This window comes from Streptomyces sp. NPDC001890 (assembly GCF_042891445.1).
In the GTDB taxonomy this organism is placed as follows: Bacteria; Actinomycetota; Actinomycetes; order Streptomycetales; family Streptomycetaceae; genus Streptomyces.
The window spans coordinates 641190-661606 of record NZ_JBIATE010000002.1 but is presented as its reverse complement, the minus strand read 5'-3'; the positions used below and the strand labels follow the sequence as shown (position 1 = coordinate 661606).

At 70.0% G+C, this 20417-nt stretch carries 17 protein-coding genes; 3 read left to right on the top strand and 14 right to left on the bottom strand.

All coding sequences use genetic code 11. From position 1 onward, the window contains the following. Positions 1-55: 55 nt before the first annotated feature. The 8 genes from ACFYY1_RS09135 to ACFYY1_RS09100 form a co-directional block, all read right to left on the bottom strand. The gene (locus tag ACFYY1_RS09135) at positions 56-667 is read right to left on the bottom strand and encodes a response regulator (protein WP_388582776.1); all 612 of its coding nucleotides are present in this window, start codon (positions 665-667) and stop codon (positions 56-58) included. Beyond that, positions 664-1848, bottom strand: coding sequence for a sensor histidine kinase (locus tag ACFYY1_RS09130; RefSeq protein ID WP_388582774.1), 1185 nt, complete (start codon positions 1846-1848; stop codon positions 664-666). Before ACFYY1_RS09130 ends, ACFYY1_RS09135 begins: the two co-directional genes overlap by 4 nt. Further along, on the bottom strand, positions 1845-2585 hold the full coding sequence (locus ACFYY1_RS09125) for an ABC transporter permease (protein ID WP_388582773.1): 741 nt from the start codon (positions 2583-2585) through the stop codon (positions 1845-1847). Before ACFYY1_RS09125 ends, ACFYY1_RS09130 begins: the two co-directional genes overlap by 4 nt. Then, the gene (locus tag ACFYY1_RS09120) at positions 2582-3517 is read right to left on the bottom strand and encodes an ABC transporter ATP-binding protein (RefSeq protein WP_388582771.1); all 936 of its coding nucleotides are present in this window, start codon (positions 3515-3517) and stop codon (positions 2582-2584) included. Before ACFYY1_RS09120 ends, ACFYY1_RS09125 begins: the two co-directional genes overlap by 4 nt. Positions 3518-3697: 180 nt before the next feature. Continuing rightward, positions 3698-5791, bottom strand: coding sequence for a hypothetical protein (locus ACFYY1_RS09115; RefSeq protein WP_388582769.1), 2094 nt, complete (start codon positions 5789-5791; stop codon positions 3698-3700). A gap of 175 nt (positions 5792-5966) precedes the next feature. Further along, complete coding sequence (locus ACFYY1_RS09110; RefSeq protein ID WP_388582768.1) at positions 5967-6413, bottom strand: DUF6113 family protein; 447 nt, start codon at positions 6411-6413, stop codon at positions 5967-5969. Beyond that, positions 6410-7309, bottom strand: coding sequence for an N-acetyl-1-D-myo-inositol-2-amino-2-deoxy-alpha-D-glucopyranoside deacetylase (gene mshB, locus ACFYY1_RS09105; protein ID WP_388582766.1), 900 nt, complete (start codon positions 7307-7309; stop codon positions 6410-6412). Before mshB ends, ACFYY1_RS09110 begins: the two co-directional genes overlap by 4 nt. A gap of 98 nt (positions 7310-7407) precedes the next feature. Further along, positions 7408-7602, bottom strand: coding sequence for a hypothetical protein (locus ACFYY1_RS09100; RefSeq protein WP_093896879.1), 195 nt, complete (start codon positions 7600-7602; stop codon positions 7408-7410). 165 nt (positions 7603-7767) lie between these two features. On the opposite strand from ACFYY1_RS09100, the gene ACFYY1_RS09095 reads away from it, so the two are divergent. Continuing rightward, positions 7768-9900, top strand: coding sequence for a prolyl oligopeptidase family serine peptidase (locus ACFYY1_RS09095; protein ID WP_388582764.1), 2133 nt, complete (start codon positions 7768-7770; stop codon positions 9898-9900). A gap of 16 nt (positions 9901-9916) precedes the next feature. On the opposite strand, the gene ACFYY1_RS09090 is transcribed toward ACFYY1_RS09095, so the two are convergent. The 6 genes from ACFYY1_RS09090 to ACFYY1_RS09065 form a co-directional block, all read right to left on the bottom strand. Next, positions 9917-10918: a hypothetical protein gene (locus tag ACFYY1_RS09090; protein ID WP_388582762.1), complete on the bottom strand. Its 1002-nt coding sequence runs from the start codon at positions 10916-10918 to the stop codon at positions 9917-9919. A gap of 195 nt (positions 10919-11113) precedes the next feature. Next, positions 11114-12379, bottom strand: coding sequence for an ABC transporter ATP-binding protein (locus ACFYY1_RS09085; RefSeq protein ID WP_388582760.1), 1266 nt, complete (start codon positions 12377-12379; stop codon positions 11114-11116). Further along, on the bottom strand, positions 12369-13346 hold the full coding sequence (locus ACFYY1_RS09080; protein ID WP_388582758.1) for an ABC transporter ATP-binding protein: 978 nt from the start codon (positions 13344-13346) through the stop codon (positions 12369-12371). Before ACFYY1_RS09080 ends, ACFYY1_RS09085 begins: the two co-directional genes overlap by 11 nt. 13 nt (positions 13347-13359) lie before the next feature. After that, entirely contained in the window at positions 13360-14334 is a 975-nt protein-coding gene (locus tag ACFYY1_RS09075) for an ABC transporter permease (protein WP_388582756.1), read from the bottom strand. Then, positions 14327-15250: an ABC transporter permease gene (locus tag ACFYY1_RS09070; protein ID WP_388582755.1), complete on the bottom strand. Its 924-nt coding sequence runs from the start codon at positions 15248-15250 to the stop codon at positions 14327-14329. Before ACFYY1_RS09070 ends, ACFYY1_RS09075 begins: the two co-directional genes overlap by 8 nt. A gap of 117 nt (positions 15251-15367) precedes the next feature. Further along, positions 15368-17002: an ABC transporter substrate-binding protein gene (locus ACFYY1_RS09065; RefSeq protein ID WP_388582753.1), complete on the bottom strand. Its 1635-nt coding sequence runs from the start codon at positions 17000-17002 to the stop codon at positions 15368-15370. A 472-nt stretch (positions 17003-17474) separates the two neighbouring features. On the opposite strand from ACFYY1_RS09065, the gene ACFYY1_RS09060 reads away from it, so the two are divergent. Further along, positions 17475-18500: an ABC transporter permease gene (locus ACFYY1_RS09060; RefSeq protein WP_388582752.1), complete on the top strand. Its 1026-nt coding sequence runs from the start codon at positions 17475-17477 to the stop codon at positions 18498-18500. Between the two features lie 80 nt (positions 18501-18580). Then, entirely contained in the window at positions 18581-20347 is a 1767-nt protein-coding gene (locus ACFYY1_RS09055) for an ABC transporter substrate-binding protein (RefSeq protein WP_388582750.1), read from the top strand. Positions 20348-20417: the final 70 nt, after the last annotated feature.

Genomic DNA, 20417 nt, shown 5'->3' with positions numbered 1-20417 from the left:
GAGGTCGGCATGGGGTGCCGGGCCACAGATGCCGGCGCACCGTGATCACGGCGCGCTACAGCCAGCCCTTCTCGCGGGCGATGCGGACGCCCTCCGCGCGGTTGCGGGCCGCCATTTTCTGGATGGCCATGGAGAGGTAGTTGCGGACCGTCCCCTGCGAGAGATGGAGAGCGGCGGCGATCTCCGCGTTGGTGGAGCCGTCGGCCGCCGTGCGCAGTACGTCGCGTTCGCGGTCGGTGAGGGGGCTCGCCCCGTCGGCGAGGGCCGCCGCCGCGAGGGTGGGGTCGATGACGCGTTCGCCGGCGAGCACCTTCCGTACCGCCTCGGCCAGTTGGGCGGCCGGGGCGTCCTTGACCAGGAAGGCGTGGGCGCCCGACTCCATCGCCCGGCGCAGATAGCCGGGGCGGCCGAAGGTGGTGACGACGACGACCTTCACGGCCGGGAGTTCGCGGTGCAGGGCGGCCGCCGCGTCGATGCCCGTCATGCCCGGCATCTCGATGTCCAGGAGCGCCACGTCGATGTCGTGTTCGTGGGCGGCGGCCAGCACCTCGTCCCCGCGGGCGACCTGGGCCACCACCTCGATGTCGGGTTCCAGGCCGAGCAGCGCCGCGAGGGCCTCGCGCACCATGGACTGGTCCTCGGCCAGGAGGAGTCTGATCATGCTCATTCCGTGGATCCTAGGCCGGAATCGAGCGGAACACTCAGGGTCAGGGTGAAGCCTTTACCGGAACCGGGGACGGCGTCGCCGGCCGAGGTACGCAGCGTGCCGTCGACCGTGGCGAGGCGTTCACCGATGCCGGTGAGGCCGTTGCCGGGCTTGCTGCCCGAGGGGCCGACTCCGTCGTCGCGGACGGTGAGTTCGAGGAGCCTGCCGTCCAGGGTCTGGCGCGGGACGAGGGTGACCGCGCAGCGGCGGGCCCCGCTGTGCCGTACGACGTTGGTGACGGCTTCCCGCAGCGCCCAGGCGAGCACCTCCTCCGGCTTCTCGGGGAGGTCGTCGGGGGCCTCGGCCGGGACGTCGGCGACGATGCCCGCGGCGGCCAAGGCCGTGCGGGCGCCCGCGAGTTCGCCGGGGAGGGTCGGGCGGCGGTAGCCGGTGACCGCGCCGCGTACGTCGATCAGGGCCTGGCGGCTGACCTGTTCGATGTCCGCGACCTGGGCGGCCGCCTGTTCCGGGTGGTCGGGGAGCATCCGGCCGGCGAGCTCGCTCTTGAGCGTGATCAGGGAGAGCGAGTGGCCGAGCAGATCGTGCAGATCGCGGGCGAGCCTGAGCCGTTCCTCGTTGGCGGCGAGCTGGGCGACGGTGGCGCGGGCCTCGCGCAGCTCGATCGTCGTACGGATCAGCTGCCGTACGCCGGTCATCGAGAATCCGCCGAGCAGCGCGGGGAAGACGAGTGCGGTGATGACCTCGCGGGGGTGGTCGCCGGTCAGGCCGACGGCGACCAGGACGGCCGTGACGGCGGGGATGAGCCAACGGGCCGTCCGCAGCGGCAGGGTGGCGCCGACGGAGACCGACACGTACACGAAGAGGACCAGCCACGAGGTGCCGAGCGTCAGGGTGAGGACGAGGGCGAGGGCTCCGAGGAAGGCGATCGCACAGTGGACGAGGCGGCGGTCCAGGGGCTTGGACGTGTGCCGGAAGACCAGGAGCAGGTACGCCCCGACGAAGGTCAGCAGGCCGAGCGAGCCGAGCGCCGTCGCCCAGGGGGTGTGGTCGCCGTCGGCCAGGTCCTTGACCGGGGCGCTCATGAACGCGAGCCAGATGCCGATCCACAGCAGTTTGATCCAGAACTGCTTGCGGTGGGTGGGCGGGCGCCCGATGCCCATGGACGTCTCGTCGTCGTTCACGCCTTCAGGGTGTCCTTCCGGTAGAGCCAGGCCGCGCCGCCGGCGAAGACCAGGAAGTAGGCGCAGAGGATGGCGACGTCCTTGGCGTGCGGCGATCCGCCCATCTCGATCGCCTGGCCGAGAGAAGCGTACGCGTGTGTGGGCAGCCACTCGGAGATGTTCTGGAGCCACTGCGGGAAGGTCGCGCTGGGCATCCACAGGCCGCCGAGGATGGAGAGCCCGAAGTAGATGATCATGGTGAGCGGGCGGACCGCGTCCCCGCCGGCGAGGTAGCCGATGGCGACGCCGAGCGCCGCGAAGACCAGCGAACCGGCCCAGATGACTCCGGCCAGCGCGAACCACTGCCAGGTCTCGACCCGTACGTGCTTGACGGCGGCGGCGACCAGGAAGACCACGACGATGCAGGGCAGGGTGACCACCGCCGCGCCGGCGATCTTCGCCAGGACGTAGCCGCGGCTGGGCAGCGCGGTCAGCCGCAACTGGCGGACCCAGCCCTTCTCGCGCTCCTTGGCGATGCGTTCGCTGTTGCCCATGAGGACGGCGGTCAGCGCCCCGAAGGAGGCCATCGAGACCATGAAGAAGGCCTGGAAGGTGAGCTCGGTGTGCGGGATCCGGTCGCTGGTGTTCTGGGTGCCGGAGATGAGGAGGTAGATCACCGAGGGGTAGATGACCGAGAAGAACATGAACTTCTTGTTCCGCAGGGTGCGGGTGACTTCGAGCCTGATCAACGTGTTCACGCGGTCCTGGCCTCCTCGGCCTCGGTGAGGGCGACGAAGGCCTGCTCCAGGCCGAGTCCGGCGACTTCGAGCCGGCGCGGGTACAGGCCGAGTCCGTACACGGCGTGGACGGTCGCGTCCGCGTCGTGCGACTGGATCCGGACCCGGTTGCCGGTGATGTCGAGCGCGGCGAGGAACGGCAGGCCGCGCAGGGCCGCCTCGTCGGCCGGGCCCTCCAGTTCGAAGGAGATCCGGCGGGCCCCGGCCTTCGCCTTGATCTCGGCGGCGGTGCCGTCGGCGAGCAGCCGGCCCTTGTGGAGAACGAGGACGCGGTCGGCGATCGCGTCGGCCTCTTCGAGGTAATGGGTGGCGAACAGGACGGTACGGCCCTGCTCGGCCTGCTCGCGCATGGTGGCCCAGAAGGCCTGCCGGGCGGTGACGTCCATGCCGGTGGTCGGCTCGTCGAGGACGATCAGGTCGTTGGCGCCGGCGGTGGCGAGCGCGAAGCGGACGCGCTGTTCCTGGCCGCCGGAGAGCTTGTTGACCATCCGGTCGGCGATCTGCGCGACACCGGCGCGGGACAGCACCTCCGCCACCGGGAACGACTTGGGGTGCAGGTCGCAGGCGAGGCCGACCAGTTCCTCGACCGTGACGTCCTCCATCAGGCCGCCGGTCTGGAGCATCGCGCCGACCCGGCCCGCGGCGATGGCGTCCTGCGGGGTCGTGCCGAACACCCGGACCGAACCGGAGTCGGCGGTGCGCAGGCCCAGCAGCAGATCCAGGGTGGAGGACTTCCCGGCGCCGTTGGGGCCGAGGAGCGCCACGGTCTCGCCGGGGTGCAGGTCGAGGGTGAGCCCGTCGACGGCGCGTACCGCTCCGTACGCCTTGCTGACCTGATCGAAGCGGACCGCGGCGGTCTTCGCCCCGGTGGCCTCGGCGGTTGTCGTTGTCATGCGTCAAGCGTGGCCGAGGAAGGGTGGCCGCGGCAGGGCCGCCGGTCGTGGAAACGGGATGACAGATGTCATGCGGTGCGCATGACTCCGCTGCCGGCGGCATGGTCCGGACACGGCGCCGCCCCCGGCCGGAGGTCCGGTCGGGGGCGGGCGTGCGGTGCGGTTCGGCGGGTCCCGCGGTCAGCCGTTGCCGCCGAGGTCGATGACCACGGTCCGCTCGGCAGGGGTCTTGCCGAGCAGTGCGCTCTGCATGGCGTGTGCCACGTCGTCCGCGCTGAGCTGGTGCTTCTTGCCGTCGCCCTTGGTGATCATGATGCCGTCGAAGACGCCGTCACAGAGGGTGTCGATGGCCTTCTTGTCGTAGTGCGGGACCAGCTTGCCCTCGATTGGCACCATCGTCAGGATCTGCGGCAGCGACCTGGCCGGGCCGAACTGGATCTCCTTGGCGCCGGCCTTGATGGTGATCAGACCGGACATCGCGGGCTTCGCGAACTCCTTCATCGCCCGGTCCAGTTCGGCCTGGGTGATGGTGGGTTCGCTGGTGGTGACGGGCAGTTGGACGACCTTCGTCCGGCCGGTCTGCACCTGGGCGCGGTACGCGTCGCGCACCGAGGTCATCGACTGGTTGACGTCCAGCGTCTTGCCCGGCTTCCCGGGTACGGCGACGGCCTTGCCCGGTTCGAACTTGATCGTGCCGTCGTTGGACGAGCCCGAGACGCCCGCCAGGTCCGTCAGCGCGACGCCGAGCTTCTCCTTGTCGACCGGGATCACCGGGTCGACGGCACGCTTGCCGCCGAAGAGCGAGCCGATGACGGAGACCGGGTTGTAGTCGCTGCCCGCGGCCGCGCGCACGGTCTCCTGGCTGTCCAGGGCGAGCCCGGCCTTGTCCGGCGCGAGCTCGGTCTTCTTGCCGTCCACCGAGAGCTGGAGCGGGGTCGCGGCACGCTTGCCGAGGGCGGCGTCCAGCTTGGTGACGCCCTCCTCCTTCGTGCCGCCGCCGATGTCGACGCCGAGGACGGTGGTGCCCTTGGGCACGTCGGAGTGGTTCATCAGCAGCCCGGCGCCGTACGCGACACCGAGCAGCACGACGACACCGGCGCCGAGGAGGGCCAGCTTGGAGCGGCCCTGCTTCTTCGCGGGCGCGGGCGCCGGTTCGGGACGCGGGGCGGGAGCCGGCGACGCGGCGGCGGGGCCGCCGGGACCGGCCGGTCCGGTGCCCATCGGGTCGCCCGGACCGCGGGGCGCCGATTCGGGGCCGTCCGCACCGGGCGTGCCCGGGAACAGGGACGGCGCCCGGAACTCCGGCGGAACGACGGGGATGCCGCTGGTGAGCGTGTCACCGGAGACGTTGCCGCCGGGGCCGGACGATGCCGGGGCCGGGGCCGGGGCCGCGAACTGCGGCGTCAGCACCGCGGTGTCGTCGGACATCCGCGGCGCGCCGGCGGGGCCGGAACCCATGGCCCCGGAACCGGAGCCCATGGGGCCCTGGCCGCCCGGTCCGCCGAGGTTCGGCGTGAGGGACGAAGTCCCGGTGACCGGGCCCGTGGTGGGTCCGGCGGGGCCGGGGGTGCGCACGCCGAGGTTCGGCGTCGGACGCGAGCCACCGGACGCGGGGCCACCGGTCCCGAAGTCGTCGGGGCGGGGGGCGCCCTGGTCGCCGCCGCGCTGCGGACCGTCCGAGAAGTACGGCAGATCGGCACGGGGCGGAGTGGGCGCGGCACCCCCGACGCCTCCGATGCCTTCCGCACCGCCGGCCGTGCCGCCACCGGCCGAACCGCCGCCGGGCGCACCGCCACCGGCGACCGAGGTGTTCGTGGGGGCCTTGCGCGGGGCGAACCAGTCGCTGCCGCTCTTCTCCTTGGCCGACTTGTCGGCAGCCGGTTCCGCGCTCGCGGAATCGGTCCGGGCCTCGGCGGCGGACGGGGCGTCGGACGCGCCCGGCGCACCGTCCGCCGCGGGCGAACCGGGGCGCGGAATGCTGCCGGTGCGCTCGGCGTCGGCGCTGTCGGTGTCGCCCACGGGCGTACGCATGACGACGGGCGGGATGGGGCGCGAGCCCGGAATGTTGATCCGGATACGCGTCGTCAGCGTCGTCTCGGTCCTCGGCTCCTCGGACTGGGCCGGGTCCGCAGGCTCCGGGGCCCCCGCCGGGGCATCCTGCGAGGGGTGCAGCGACGGATACTGGCGGGATCCGTACGGCGGCGTCCCCGAGGGGTACGCGGCTCCCCCGCGCCCCTGGGGCCCGGAGGACGAACTGTCAGTTTCACGACTCAAAGCAGGTTCTCCCGATTGGCTCCGCCGCCCGTACTTCCCCCATGCCGCAGGCCAGGGGACGGCTCGGCGCGCGAACCACCATACTGGGCGCGGCCGGCGCACACCCCGCGACCGGGGGAAACGGCCGCGCGGACACCGGACGGACAAGGGGCATTACGGGATCGGACGTGGCACTTTACTTGCCAGGTCGGCCGCTGTCGGCGCCCTGTTGGGGCGACCGCGACATGGTGGCACAGATCACAGCGACAGCCATCCCGCCCAGCATGAAAAGGGTCAGGCCCAGTTCGTCACCGAAGACATAGTCGCCTTCCGGGCGCCCACCCAGCAGAACGACGATCGAAATCAGCCATCCCGCGGCGGGTGCCAGGGCGCCGAGCTGGGTGCCGAAGAGGCGGCGTCCGCCGTGGAAGAGCCCGGCGGCGGCCAGCAGCGCGAGCAGCAATCCGGCGGGGAACCAGGCGGCTTGGACGAGCGCCCCGGCGAGCCCGACGAGCGCGCCCAGCACGGCGAGGCCCACGTAGGCGGCGATCCGCTTGGGGTCGAGGGGCGCGGCGAGACCGGTGGGCGCGCCGCTCCCGGCGGCGTTCGAGGGGCGCGGTGCGCGCTGCTTGCCGCCGCTCATCGCTCCGCTCCCGCCACACCCGCGAACAGGTCGTCCTCCCGGGCCCCCCGGGGGGCTCCGGAGTCGCCGCGCACCAACTCGTAGTACTCGGTGGTGAAGAGGGGCTGGCCGAGGTCGTTGGAGAGGGCGAAGAAGGGGCCGTCCACGGCGATCTGGGTGGCGTGGGCCCGCATCGCGGCGCTCTTGGCGGCGGCGTGGGCCGTGCCGTCGATCCGCGCGGTGATCCTGGAGTCGTCGACCACGCCCGGTACGTCGTCGATGGCGGCGATGGCGGGGAAGGCGTCCGGCGCCGTCTCCCGGAGGCGGGCGAAGCCCTCCTCGGCGACCGTGCGGGGCACCCGGTTCCAGTAGATCTTGGCGATGGTGTGCGGGGCGCCGGACCCGGTGCGGTACCCGGGATCGGCGGCGAGCTCGGCTGCGCGCATCGCGACGCGGTGGGCCTGGATGTGGTCGGGGTGTCCGTAGCCGCCGTCGGGGTCGTAGGTGACCAGGACCTGCGGGCGCACGGAGCGGATCACCTCCACCAGGTGCCCGGCGGCTTCGTCCACCTCGGCGGCCCAGAAGGCGCCGGCGCGGTGGTTCTGCTCGGCGCCCATCATTCCGGAGTCGCGGAAGCGTCCGGGCCCGCCCAGGAGCCGGTGGTCGGTGACCCCCAGCTCCTTCATCGCCGCGTCGAGCTCGCCCTGTCGGTAGGGGCCCAGGGCGTCGTCCCGGTCGGCCGCGAGATGGGCGAGGGAGGGCGGGATGACCTCGCCCTCCTCGCCGAGCGTGCAGGTCACCAGGGTGACCTGGGCACCCTCGGCCGCGTACTTGGCCATGGTGGCGCCGTTGTTGATCGACTCGTCGTCGGGGTGCGCGTGCACCAGGAGGAGGCGCCGGGCGGGATGGTCCGTCATGGGGACCACCCTACGAGCCGGGCGCACCGATCTCCGCCCGCGTCACCACCGCACACCGCGCTCCGACCACCACGCACCGACCGCCGACGGGCCGGGCCTCAGAACTTGAGGCTTCCGATCATGCCCGCCACATTCGTGGTCAGGTTCGAGATGCTCGGCGCGATCGACGAGCTGGCGAGATAGAAACCGAGCAGTGCGCAGACCACCGCATGTCCGCCCTTCAGTCCGGATTTCCGGATCAGCAGGAAGACGACGATCGCCAGCAGCACCACCGCCGAAATCGAGAGTGCCACGGCGGTTCACCTCCATCAGTACGGTCGGGACGGGCAGCACACATGGAGCCAGCAGGTTCATACCCACCGAGCGCTACGGATCATAACTATCCGTCGTAACGCATTGATCGGGGCACAGCAGCACGAGGGGCGCACGACCGGGCGGTCGGGGGCTAGGTTCGGTGCATGACCTCGCAGAAGATCACCTTTCCCCGTCAGCACGCCAGGACGATGCGATTCACCCTCGGCGCCCCTCGGTCGTTCACCGTTTCACCCGACGGGGAGCGGGTGATCTTCCTGCGCTCGGGCTCCGGGACGGACCGTTCGGGCCAGTTGTGGGTGCTCGACCTGCCGAAGGACGGGGCGCCCCGGGAGCGCGTGGTCGCCGATCCCCAGGCCCTGCTGGGGGGTTCGGCGGAGCGGCTGTCGGCGCAGGAGCGGGCCCGGCGCGAGCGCAGCCGCGAGGGGTCGTCGGGGATCGTCGGCTACGCGGTCGACGCGGCGGCGGAGTTGGCCGCCTTCGCGCTCTCCGGGAAGGTGTACGTCGCCGAACTGCGGGCGGGTACGGCCCGCGCGCTGCCGGTGCCGGGCCCGGTGATCGACCCCCGGCCGTCACCGGACGGACGACACATCGCATATGTGTCCAAGGGTGCACTGCGGGTCGTCGACGCGGAGGGCGACGGCGACCGGGCGCTCGCCGAGCCGGACGGGGACGATGTCTCGTACGGCCTGGCGGAGTTCATCGCGGCCGAGGAGATGAAGCGCTCGCGCGGCTTCTGGTGGTCGCCGGATTCGGACCGGCTGCTGGTCGCCCGGGTCGACAACGCCCCTGTGCGGCGGTGGTGGATCGCGGATCCCGCGCACCCGGACCGCAGGCCCGCCGAGGTCGCCTACCCGGCGGCCGGGACGCCCAACGCCGATGTGCGGCTCTTCGTGCTGGGCCTGGACGGCGCCCGCACCGAAGTGGTCTGGGACCGGGCGCGCCACCCCTATCTGGCGCAGGTGCACTGGTCGTCGCAGGGGGCGCCGCTGCTGCTGGTGCAGTCCCGCGACCAGCGGAGTCAGCTCTTCCTCGCGGTGGACCCGGAGACCGGTTCGACGCGGACGGTGCATGCCGACGAGGACCCGGTCTGGCTGGAAATCTTCCCCGGGGTGCCCGCCTGGACGCCGGACGGCCGGCTGGTGCGGATCGCGGACGAGGGCGGGGCGCGGGTGCTCGCGGTCGGCGACCGGCTGCTGACCGGGGCGCAGTTGCAGCTCCAGGCGGTACTGGACATCGGCGAGTCGGACATCCTGATCTCGGCCACGGCCGGTGAGGAGGCGGCCGAGCCGGAGCTCGGCGAGACCCACGTCTACCGGGTCAACGAACTGGGCGTGGAACGGGTGTCCGAAGGGGCCGGTCTGCACTCGGCGGTCCGCGCGGGCGGGGTGACGGTGCTGGTCGGTCACTCCCTGGACCGGCCGGGCGCCCTGGTGGAGGTGGTCCGGGACGGCAAGCGGATCGCGACCGTGACGAGCCATGCGCAGGAGCCGGTGCTCTCCGCCCGGGTCCACCTCACCGAGGGGGGCGCACGGCGAATTCCGTGCGCCGTGCTGCTCCCCGAGGGGTACAAGGAATCGGATGGTCCGCTTCCGGTACTGATGGATCCGTACGGCGGACCGCACGGCCGCCGGGTGGTCGCCGCGCATAATCCGCACCTGACGTCGCAGTGGTTCGCGAACCAGGGCTTCGCGGTCGTCGTCGCGGACGGCCGGGGCACACCGGGGCGCACGCCCGGCTGGGAGAAGGCGGTCAAGAACAACCTGGTGCTCTCCATGGACGACCAGGTCGAGGCCCTGCACGCCCTCGCGGACCGGTTCCCGCTGGACCTCGGCAAGGTCGCGATCCGCGGCTGGTCGTTCGGCGGATATCTGGCGGCCCTGGCCGTGACCCGCCGTCCCGACGTCTTCCACGCGGCGGTGGTCGGCGCCCCGGTGACCGACCAGCGGCTGTACGACACCCACTACACCGAGCGTTATCTCGGCGACCCGGCGAAGCAGCCCGAGGTGTACGCGCACAACTCGGTGATCACCGACGAGGGGCTCTCGGAGGCTGCCGAGCAGGTGCGGCCGATGATGATCGTCCACGGCCTCGCGGACGACAACGTGGTCGTCGCGCACTCGCTCAGGCTCTCGTCGGCGCTGCTCTCGGCCGGGCGCCCGCACGAGGTGCTGCCGCTCAGCGGGGTGACGCACATGACCCCGCAGGAGCAGGTGGCGGAGAATCTGCTGCTGCTCCAGGTCGACTTCCTGAAGCGGTCGTTGGGGCTGACGGGCTGAGCCGTCGCCCTCCCCGTCACCAGCCGGGCGGCGGCTGGGACGGGGGCGGCGGCCCGAAGACGCCGGGGCGCGGATAGCCGTACCCCTGCCCGTAGCCCGGGTCGGGCAGCGGCGGGGGTACGGCCGGGCCCGGCCGGGCCAGCGCCAGCAGCACCACCACGCCGACGAACACCTCGAAGAACCCGGTCGCCACGGTGAGCTGGGCCTCGACCGGCAGATCGGCGAAGTGCTCCAGCAGCTCTTCGTGCACCGACCGGGCCACGCCCACCCCACCGCCGCCCAGCAGCAGCGCGGCGGCGATCAGGCCGAACGGGCGGGCGTGCACGGCGCGCGGCAGCCCGCTCACCCCCGCGAACAGGCAGAGCAGCGCCAGGACGGCCGTGAACCAGCCGGGCGGCGGGTCGGTCAGCCCCTGGAAGACCTTGTCCCCGCCCAGGAACCAGTCGGGGTAGATGTACGGGATCCGCACCGCCTGGCGGATCTCCCAGGCGATCGTGACCGCTCCCGCCGCGCCGAGGCAGAGGAAGGCGACCACCCCCGCGCCCTGTCCGGGCCGGGCCGGGGCGCTTTCGGAGAAGTCGTGCGGTGCCCGGCGGCCGGCCGCCGCGGTGATGATCAGCGCGATGCCCGCCGCGAGCGACGCGAAGGCACAGAGCAGGGCGCGGGTGCGCAGGTCGTCGACGAACCGGCCGTCCATCCGGGGCTCGCCGATGTTCCAGAGTCCGGGCAGCCGGACCACGATCGTGAGCACTCCGGTGGCGACCAGCGCGGGACCGGCCACCGAGGACCGCAGCGACGCGACGGCCGCGGCGACGTACACCACGAACAGCACCACGTCGTACGGCGAAGTGGCCGGACTCAGCGTCATCTGCGCGTCGCGATACGCGGCCCAGTAGTGCCACAACCGCTCGATGCCGTCGGCCGCCCTGACGTCCCGCACGACCCAGCCCGCGACGATCGACGCGAGCGCGGCGCAGAGAACGGCACCTGTGACCCTTGCCCCCCGAGTGAGTATCACCCGAGCGATACTTCACCGTCCCCGCCCGCCGGACAAGGGGTTCGTCGGCGTGGTGCGCCAACGGGCAACCGGCCGGGAGGACTTGACGGCCTCCCGGCCGGTACACGGCACCCGCACGGCCGTACCCGGACATGCTGGCCGGTCCGTATATCGGACGTGAGACGCCCGGGTTGCCCACGCGTTAACGCGCCCGCGTCAGCCGCCCCGGACGGAACCGGACGGAGCCGACCCGTTCTCCCCGTCCGAACCCTCCGAACCCTCCGCCCCGTCCGCACCTTGCGAACCCTCCGAACCTTGCGAACCCTCCGCGCCCTCCGCGCCCTCCGCGCCCTCCGCGCCCTCCGGCGGACCGTCCCCCTCCGCCGTTTCCTCCGCCGTCTCCCCCGGAACCTCCCCCGGCGTCTCCAGCAGCCCCTCCGGCGGCACCACCTGCTTCTCCTCCGCGAAGTGGCAGGCCGAGTCGTGCCCGGCCGGGGTGTCCGCCAGCCGGAAGACGGCCGGGACCGCCAGCAGCGGCACCTCCAGTTCGCACCGCTCCTGCGCCTTCCAGCACCGGGTGCGGAAGCGGCAGCCGGAGGGCGGGTTGGCGGGCGACGGGACGTCGCCGTGCAGGATGATCCGCTCCCGGTGTTCCCGGGCCGCCGGGTCCGGCACCGGGACGGCGGAGAGCAGCGCCTGGGTGTACGGGTGCGTGGGGTGGTCGTAGATCTGCTCGTCGGAGCCGATCTCGACGATCCGGCCCAGATACATCACCCCGACCCGGTCGGAGATGTGCCGGACGATCGACAGGTCGTGCGCGATGAAGACGTACGCGAGCCCGAACTCCGCCTGGAGCCGGTCCAGCAGGTTGACGACCTGCGCCTGTACGGAGACGTCGAGGGCGGAGACGGGTTCGTCGGCGACGATGATCTCGGGGTTCAGGGCCAGGCCGCGGGCGATGCCGATGCGCTGACGCTGGCCGCCGGAGAACTGGTGCGGGTAGCGGTTGATGTACTCCGGGTTGAGGCCGACGACGTCCAGCAGGTCCTGCACCTTGCGGCGGCGCTCCCCCTTCGGGGCCACCTCGGGGTGGATCTCGTACGGCTCCCCGATGATGTCGCCGACCGTCATGCGCGGGTTCAGCGAGGTGTACGGGTCCTGGAACACCATCTGGATGTTGCGGCGTACGGCCTTCAGGGCACGGCCGGACAGCTTGGTGATGTCCTCGCCCTTGTACTTGATCGCGCCGGCCGTCGGCTGTTCCAGATGGACCAGCATCTTCGCCACGGTCGACTTGCCGCAGCCGGACTCCCCCACGATGCCGAGCGTCTCGCCCGCCGCGAGGTCGAAGGAGACCCCGTCGACCGCCTTGACGGCGCCGATCTGCTTCTTGATCAGGATGCCCTGGGTCAGCGGGTAGTGCTTGACCAGATCGCGGACCTCCAGGATGGGCTCGCCGCCTTCGCGCGTCTCAGCGTGCATCGAGCGTCTCCTTCCAGAAGTAGCAGGCGCTCTCGCGGTGCTCGGCCACCTCGAACAGCGGCGGCACCTCGCCCCGGCAGATCGCCTGGGCCATCGGGCAGCGCGGGTTGAAGGCGCAGCCGGGCGGGATGTGCAGCAAGTTGGGCGGCAGGCCCTTGATCGCGTACAGCTCCCGGCCCTTCTGGTCCAGCCGCGGGATCGACCGGAGCAGGCCCTTGGTGTACGGGTGGGCGGGCGCCCGGTAGATCTCGTGGACGGGGGCGGACTCGACGATCCGGCCCGCGTACATGACGGCGATCTTGTCGGCGACGTCCGCGACCACGCCCAGGTCGTGGGTGATCAGGATCAGGCCCATGTTCAGCTCGCGCTGGAGCTCGGCGAGCAGGTCCATCACCTGGGCCTGGACGGTCACGTCGAGGGCGGTGGTGGGTTCGTCCGCGATGATCAGCGACGGTTCCAGCGCCATCGCCATGGCGATCATGATGCGTTGTCGCATGCCGCCGGAGAACTGGTGCGGGAAGTTCCCGACGCGTTCCTTCGCCGCCGGGATGCGGACCCGGTCCATCAGTTCGACGGCCTTCAGCTTGGCGTCCTTGTGGGACATCCCCCGGTGCACGACGAACATCTCGCCGAGCTGTTCCCCGACACTGAGCACGGGGTTGAGGGAGGAGAGCGCGTCCTGGAAGATCATGGCCATCTCCTGGCCGCGGATCTTCCGGCGTTCGTCCTTCTTCATCTTCAGCAGGTCGCGGTCCTTGAAGAGGATCTCGCCGCCGCTGATCTTTCCCGGGGGCATGTCGAGGATGCCCATGATGGCCTGGGCGGTGACCGACTTGCCGGAGCCGGACTCGCCGAGGACGGCCAGCGTCTCGCCCTCGGCCACCGAGTAGTTGACCCCGTTGACGGCCTTGGCCACTCCGTCGCGGGTGTGGAACTCCACGTGCAGATCGCGCACTTCGAGCAACATGGCAGCGGGCTCCTCAGCGCAGCTTGGGGTCGAGGGCGTCGCGCACCGCGTCGCCGAGCATGATGAAGGCGAGCACGGTGACCGCCAGGGCTCCGGCGGGCCAGAGCAGCATGTGCGGGGCGTTGCGGATGTACTGGGACGCGGCGGAGATGTCGATGCCCCAGGAGACGGCGGGCGGTTTCAGGCCGACGCCGAGGAACGAGAGCGTCGCCTCCAGCGAGATGTACGTACCGAGCGCGATGGTCGCGACGACGATGACCGGCGCGATGGCGTTCGGGGTGATGTGGCGCAGCATCATCCGCGAGTTGGAGGCGCCGAGCGCCCGTGCCGCCTGTACGTAGTCGTTCTGTTTGGCGGTGATCACGGAGCCGCGGGCGATACGGGCGATCTGCGGCCAGCCCAGCAGCACGATGAAGCCGATCACCGGCCAGACGGTGGAGCTGGTGACCACGGAGAGGAAGACCAGGCCGCCGAGGACCACGGGGATGCCGAAGAAGACGTCGGTGAGGCGGGAGAGGACCGAGTCCCACCAGCCGCCGAAGAACCCGGCCAGGGCGCCGAGGACACCCCCGAGCAGGGTGACGCCGAGGGTGGAGCAGACGCCCACGGTCACCGAGTTCCTGGCCCCGTAGACGGTACGGGTGTACACGTCGCAGCCCTGTCCGTCGAAGCCGAAGGGGTGTCCGGGCTGGGAGCCCTGCTGGGCCTTGGCCAGGTCGCAGTTCAGGGGGTCCTGGTCGGCGATCAGCGACGGCCAGATCGAGATGATCACCAGGAAGAGGATGATCAGGGCGGAGATGATGAAGACCGGGTTGCGGCGCAGGTCCCGCCAGGCGTCGGACCACAGGCTGCGCGGCTTCTCGGCGGGGCCGGTGCCCTCCGGGCCGCCGGGTGTCTTTTCGAGGGTCGTGCCCTCTTCCAGGGCGAGGTCCATCACGCCTCCCGCTCCGGCCGGTGAGATCGCCTCGTCCGGTGTCTGCTCAGGCATAGCGGATCCTCGGGTCGAGTACGGCGTACAACAGGTCGACGATCAGGTTCGCCGCCAGGAAGACGAGGACGAGGATGGTGACGAAGCCGACGACGGTCTGGGAGTTCTGGCGCAGGATGCCCTGGTAGAGCTGGAAGCCGACGCCGTGGATGTTGAAGATCCGCTCCGTGACGATCGCCCCGCCCATCAGCGCGCCCACGTCGGTGCCGATGAAGGTGACGACCGGGATCAGTGAGTTGCGCAGCAGGTGCCGGATGACGACGCGGCGCCGGGGCAACCCCTTGGCGACGGCGGTGCGGACGTAGTCGGCGCGGGCGTTCTCCGCGATGGAGGTCCGGGTGAGCCGGGTGACGTAGGCCAGGGAGACCGAGGCGAGGACGAGGCCGGGTACGAGCAGCTCGTTGAAGGGGGCCTCCGGCGAGACGGAGGGTTTGATGATGCCCCACTCGACTCCCAGGAGGAGCTGGAGCAGCAGGCCGGTGACGAAGGTCGGGATGGAGATGACGACCAGGGTCAGGATGAGCACGGTGGTGTCGACGGGGCGGCCGCGGCGCAGGCCGGTGACGACGCCGAGGCTGATGCCGATGACGATCTCGAAGACGATCGCGACGATGGTGAGCCGGATCGTGATGGGGAAGGCGGTGGCCATCAGCTCGGTGACCTTCTGCCCGTTGAACGCGGTGCCGAAGTCGCCGGTGAAGACATTGCCCATGTACGTGAGGTATTGCTGCCAGACGGGCTTGTCGAGGCCGAACTCGGCGCGGAGTTGGGCCTCGGTCGCGGGGTCGCACGCGCGGTCGCCGCAGAGACCCGCGATGGGGTCGCCCATCACGTTCACCATGAGGAAGATCAACAGCGTGGTGCCGAAGAAGACCGGGATCATCTGCAGCAGCCGCCGGATCACATAACGTCCCATGCAGGGCTCCGGGGGTCGCGGGGGTCAGGGGCTCGGGGCTGGGGAGTGACGCGTCGCGGGGACGGGCAGGCCGGGTGGCCGGTGCCAGGAGCGCACCGGCCACCCGGCCTCAACGGGTCACTTGACCTTGATCTGCTCGTAGACCGGGACGCTGAACTGGTTCAGCGACACGTTGGAGATCCGGTCCGAGTAGCCGGCGCTGCCGTTCTGGTACCAGAGCGGGATGACGGGCATCTGGGCGACCAGGACCTTCTCCGCGTCCTGGAAGGTCGTCACGGCCTTCGCCCGGTCGGACTCGGCGTTGGCCTTGTCGACGAGCCCGTCGAACTCCTTGTTGCTCCACTTGCCGTCGTTGGACGAGGCGTCGGTGTAGTACAGGGGCTGGAGGAAGTTCTGGATGAGCGGGTAGTCCATCTGCCAGCCGGCCCGCCAGGCACCGGTCAGCTTCTGCTGGGTGACCTGGTTGCGGAAGTCGGCGAAGGTGCCGACCGGGGCGCCGACGCACGCCTTGTTGTTGCCCATCACCTTGTTGATGCTGTTGCAGACGGCGTCGACCCACTCCTTGTGGGAGCCGGTGTCACCGTTGTACGAGATCTTGAGCTGGCCGCCGGGGATGCCGCCGCCCTCCTGGATCAGCTTCTTGGCGTTCGCCGCGTTGTACTCGCAGGGCGCGCCGCACAGCCCCTCCTTGAAGCCGCCGTCCACTCCGAGGACCGGGGAGGTCCAGTCGGAGGCGGGGGTGCGGGTCTTCTGGAAGATCTGATCGGTGATCTGCTGGCGGTTGATCGCCATCGACAGGCCCTGCCGGACCTTGGCGCCGTTCGGGGTGTCCCACTTCTTGTCGTAGAAGGGGAAGGCGAGGGTCTGGATGATGCCGGCCGGGGTGTTGATGTACCGGTCGCCGAGGTCCGCCTTGACGTTCTTCAGCTGCGAGGCGGGCACGTCGTCGACGAGGTCGAGGTTGCCGGCCGTCAGGTCCGTGTAGGCGGTGTTGTTGTCGGTGTAGACCTTGAGGTCGATGCCGCCGTTCTGCGCCTTGTCGTCCCCGGGGTACTTGTCCCACTTTCGCAGGCTCATCGACGAGCCCTTGGAGTACTTGTCGACGGTGTACGGCCCGTTGCCGATCGGCTTGGCCACCCAGGCGGCGTGGTCGGTGAAGAACGCCTGGGGCAGCGGGGCGAAGGCCGGGTAGCCGAGGGTGTCCGGCCAGAGGGAGAACTTCTGCGACAGCTTGACGGTGAACGTCTTGTCGTCGACGACCTTGAGGCCGGAGAGCGTGTTCGCGGTGGCGCTGCCGGTGTCCGGGTGGACGTCCCGGTAGCCCTCGATGTAGCCGAAGAAGTAGGCGTTCTTCTGGTTGTTCTTCAGCAGGGCCCCGTAGTTCCAGGCGTCCACGAACGACTTGGCGGTGACCTTCTCGCCGTTGCTGAAGGTCCAGCCGTCCTTCAGGGTGATCGTGAAGTTCTGGTTGTCCTTGGTGTCGATCTTCTCGGCGAGCATGTTGTCGGCCGCGCCGGTCTTCGGGTCGTACCGCTTGAGCCCGCGGAAGATCATGTCGAGGACCTTGCCGCCCTGCACCTCGTTGGTGTTCGCGGGTTCCAGCGGGTTCTGCGGGTCGCCCCACGAAGAGCTCACGATTCCGTTCGCCCCACCGCCGCCGCCACTGCTGCTGCCCCCGCCGCCACATGCCGTCGCCGCCAGGGCGACGACGACCGCACATGCGGCCCACCTGGCCTGTGTGGCTCCGCGCATGGAGTGCCTCCTCGTAGTGCTCCGTCATACGTACGGTCAAATATCACCGCATCATGGACATCACGCACATTTACTCCACCCATTCGGGCGCGCCGGAGCCCACCCGAGTGGCACCTCGCGACCGAAGGAGCTCCGGGCGCGACCCCCGGCAGACGGCGGAGCGATAACGACCACGCATCGAATGCGCATCGACCGCGACCCCGGGCGACCGGCCGTACGAATTCCGAGACATCCGCGCCCGCATATCGGATTCATTGCCGGACTTCACCCGTTAAGTCGCCAATGCGTCTTCGCTATAGCTAAGCGGAAGCAAAGACACCCCCTCATTTAGGTCATGAATTGCTCAAATTTCCAAAGAGCGTGCCAAGGGCGTCGGACATTCATTGACCCTGCATGAATTGCGTTGAAAAAGTCCGGGTAGCCCGTAGGTGTTGCCCTGCGGAGTCCTTCGACCCTCCGGGCCAGGAGCACCATGACAAGTCCAACCACGCACACAGCCACGACAGTTGAAGCGGTGGACGCGAAGTCGCAGATACCGGGCGCTTCGACACCCAAGGGCGCCGAAGGGCGCTCGCCGGGAAAGCTGGCCTGGCGGCGCTTCAAGCGCGACCGCACCGGCGTGATCTCGGCCTATGTGGTCGTTCTCTTCTTCCTGTTGGCCATCTGCGCACCACTGATCGCCAAGCTCTACGGCAAGGATCCGTACACGACGTACGGCCAGGACAACCCGGAACTGCTCAACGGCTTCGGCTATCCGGCCCTGCCCAACGGCGGTATCAGCGGCGAGTTCTGGTTCGGCATCGAGCCCCAACTGGGCCGGGACGTCTTCACGTTCCTGCTGTACGGGATCCGCACCTCGCTGCTCCTCGCGGCGGCGGCCACCATCCTCGTCACGGTCATCGGCGTGGCCGTCGGCATCACCGCGGGCTACCTGGGCGGCAAGACGGACTACTTCATCGGCCGGGTCATCGACATCCTGCTGTCGTTCCCGTCGACGCTCTTCTTCATCGCCTTCATGCCGGTCGTCTACGGGCTGTTCGTCTCGCCGGACGACGAGATCCCGACGTCGCTGCGGGCCATCTGTCTGATCCTCGCCCTCACCGCCTTCGGCTGGGCCTCGATGGCCCGGCTGCTGCGCGGCCAGGTACTGGCCCTGCGTGAGCGGGAGTTCATCGAAGCCGCGAAGGTGACCGGGGCCTCGCCCGCCCGGATCATCTTCAAGGAACTGCTGCCGAACCTCTGGACGCCGATCCTGATCCAGTCCACCCTCGCCCTGCCGGCCTTCGTGACGGCCGAGGCGGGACTCGCCTTCCTCGGTGTCGGCATCATCGACCCGACTCCCGACTGGGGCGTGATGATCCAGCGCGGAGCGTCGTTCTACACGGACGACATCACCTTCATGCTCTTCCCGGGCATCTCGATGATCATCTTCGTGCTCGCCTTCAACCTGCTCGGCGACTCCGTACGCGACGCGCTCGACCCGAAGTCCAAGGGCTGAGCCTTCGTTCCGCACAGCCCGGCCCCCGTGGTCCGGCCTGTCGTTCCTGCTTCGTCCACCGACCTCAAGGACCGATACGCATGTCTTTCTCCCGCAGAAACTTCCTCATCGCCACCGGTGTGGCGGCCGCGAGTTCCACCGTACTGACCGCATGCAGCAGCGGTGACGCGGGCGGCGGCAAGGGCAGCGGCGACGGCCCCAAGAAGGTCACCGGCAACAAGGGCGCCGAGATCCTGGTCGGCAGCAAGGCCGACTCCACCGGTCCCGCCCCCGAGGTCCCGGGCGCGGTCAAGGGCGGCACGCTCTACACGATGGAGACGATGGACTGCGACCACCTGGACCCGGCACAGATCTGGTCGTCGTACGAGAGTCTCCTCACCCCGCTGTTCATGCGCGGCCTGGTCGGCTACAAGGTGGCCAACGACGGCACCACCACCCTCGTGGGCGACCTCGCCACCGACGCCGGCACCACCAAGGACGGCGGCAAGACCTGGTCCTTCACCCTGAAGGAGGGCGGGAAGTGGGAGGACGGCTCGGACATCACGATGGAGGACGTCCGCCACACCTTCGAGCGGCTCTTCGCCAAGTTCGTGACGTTCGGCCCGCGTTACCCGCAGCAGTGGCTCATCGGCGGCGACAAGTACAAGGGCCCGTACGAGGGCAAGCACCTGGACTCCATCGAGATCGACGGCAGGACCGTCGTCTTCCATCTCAAGGAGGCCCGCGCCGACTTCAACTTCACGCTGGGCATGCGTTCCTTCTCCCTGGTGCCGAAGAAGCACGACAACAAGGAGGACTACGACAAGAAGCCGTTCTCCTGCGGCCCGTACAAGATCGACGCCCGCCAGGTCGGCAAGTCGATGTCGCTGTCGCGCAACCCGCACTGGGACCCGAAGACGGACCCGATCCGCAACGCGTACCCGGACAAGTTCGAGATGCAGTTCGGCTTCCAGTGGCTGGCCTCCACGGACCGGTACATGGCGGACCAGGGCAACGACCAGCACACGGTGTCGATCTTCAACGAGGTCGCGGCCGAGCGCATCCAGAAGGCCCTCGGTGACCCGGCGCTGAAGAAGCGCATCATGACGCACCTCGACGCGGCGACGTACTACTACGCGATCAACACCAAGCGGATCCCCGACGTGAAGGTCCGTCAGGCGCTCAACTACGCCTGGCCCGCGCAGCAGACGCAGCTGATCCGTGGCGGCGCCTCCTCCTCCGAGATCGCGACCACGATCATCAGCCCGCTCACCCCGGGCCACATCGACTTCGACCTCTACGGCAAGAAGAAGAAGCCCGCCGGCGACCCGGTCAAGGCCAAGGAGCTGCTGAAGGAGGCCGGCAAGGAGGGCCAGAAGATCGTCATCGCCTTCCAGCAGTCCGACAACGCGGTCAAGCAGGCCGTCGCCATCAAGAACGCGCTCACCAAGGCGGGCTTCGACGTGGTGACGAAGCAGGTCGACAAGACCTCCTTCTACAGCCAGATCGCCCTGATCGACAACCACTACGACATGTTCGCGGCCGGCTGGTCCGCCGACTGGCCGGGCGGCTACACGGCCCTCCAGCCGACCTTCGACGGCCGGGTGATCGCCGACGGCGCGTCCAACTGGCCCCAGCTGAACGACGCGGGCGTCAACAAGGCCATCGACGCGGCGGCCAAGATCACCGACACGGAGGAGGCCAACAAGGCCTGGGGCGCGATCGACCGGCAGATCATGGAGCTGGCCGCGTGCGTGCCGGACTACTGGCCGATCCGCAACTGGCTGTACGGCTCCAAGGTCGGCGGCGTGGTCTACGACGGCGGAAACAACGGCATCGCGATCACCAAGCTCTACGCCAAGGCGTGATCCCGAGGGGACGGCCTGCCGGACCGGCAGGCCGTCCCCGGTCCCGGTCATTCACCCGCTCACCGCCCCT

Bases quoted from the DNA above. Each gene is read 5' to 3' on its own strand.
- ACFYY1_RS09095 (WP_388582764.1), top strand. From the start codon at position 7,768: ATGACCTCGCAGAAGATCACCTTTCCCCGTCAGCACGCCAGGACGATG.
- mshB (WP_388582766.1), bottom strand. From the start codon at position 7,309: ATGACGGACCATCCCGCCCGGCGCCTCCTCCTGGTGCACGCGCACCCC.
- ACFYY1_RS09055 (WP_388582750.1), top strand. From the start codon at position 18,581: ATGTCTTTCTCCCGCAGAAACTTCCTCATCGCCACCGGTGTGGCGGCC.
- ACFYY1_RS09120 (WP_388582771.1), bottom strand. From the start codon at position 3,517: ATGACAACGACAACCGCCGAGGCCACCGGGGCGAAGACCGCCGCGGTC.
- ACFYY1_RS09085 (WP_388582760.1), bottom strand. From the start codon at position 12,379: ATGCACGCTGAGACGCGCGAAGGCGGCGAGCCCATCCTGGAGGTCCGC.
- ACFYY1_RS09070 (WP_388582755.1), bottom strand. From the start codon at position 15,250: ATGGGACGTTATGTGATCCGGCGGCTGCTGCAGATGATCCCGGTCTTC.
- ACFYY1_RS09080 (WP_388582758.1), bottom strand. From the start codon at position 13,346: ATGTTGCTCGAAGTGCGCGATCTGCACGTGGAGTTCCACACCCGCGAC.
- ACFYY1_RS09075 (WP_388582756.1), bottom strand. From the start codon at position 14,334: ATGCCTGAGCAGACACCGGACGAGGCGATCTCACCGGCCGGAGCGGGA.
- ACFYY1_RS09065 (WP_388582753.1), bottom strand. From the start codon at position 17,002: ATGCGCGGAGCCACACAGGCCAGGTGGGCCGCATGTGCGGTCGTCGTC.
- ACFYY1_RS09060 (WP_388582752.1), top strand. From the start codon at position 17,475: ATGACAAGTCCAACCACGCACACAGCCACGACAGTTGAAGCGGTGGAC.
- ACFYY1_RS09110 (WP_388582768.1), bottom strand. From the start codon at position 6,413: ATGAGCGGCGGCAAGCAGCGCGCACCGCGCCCCTCGAACGCCGCCGGG.
- ACFYY1_RS09135 (WP_388582776.1), bottom strand. From the start codon at position 667: ATGAGCATGATCAGACTCCTCCTGGCCGAGGACCAGTCCATGGTGCGC.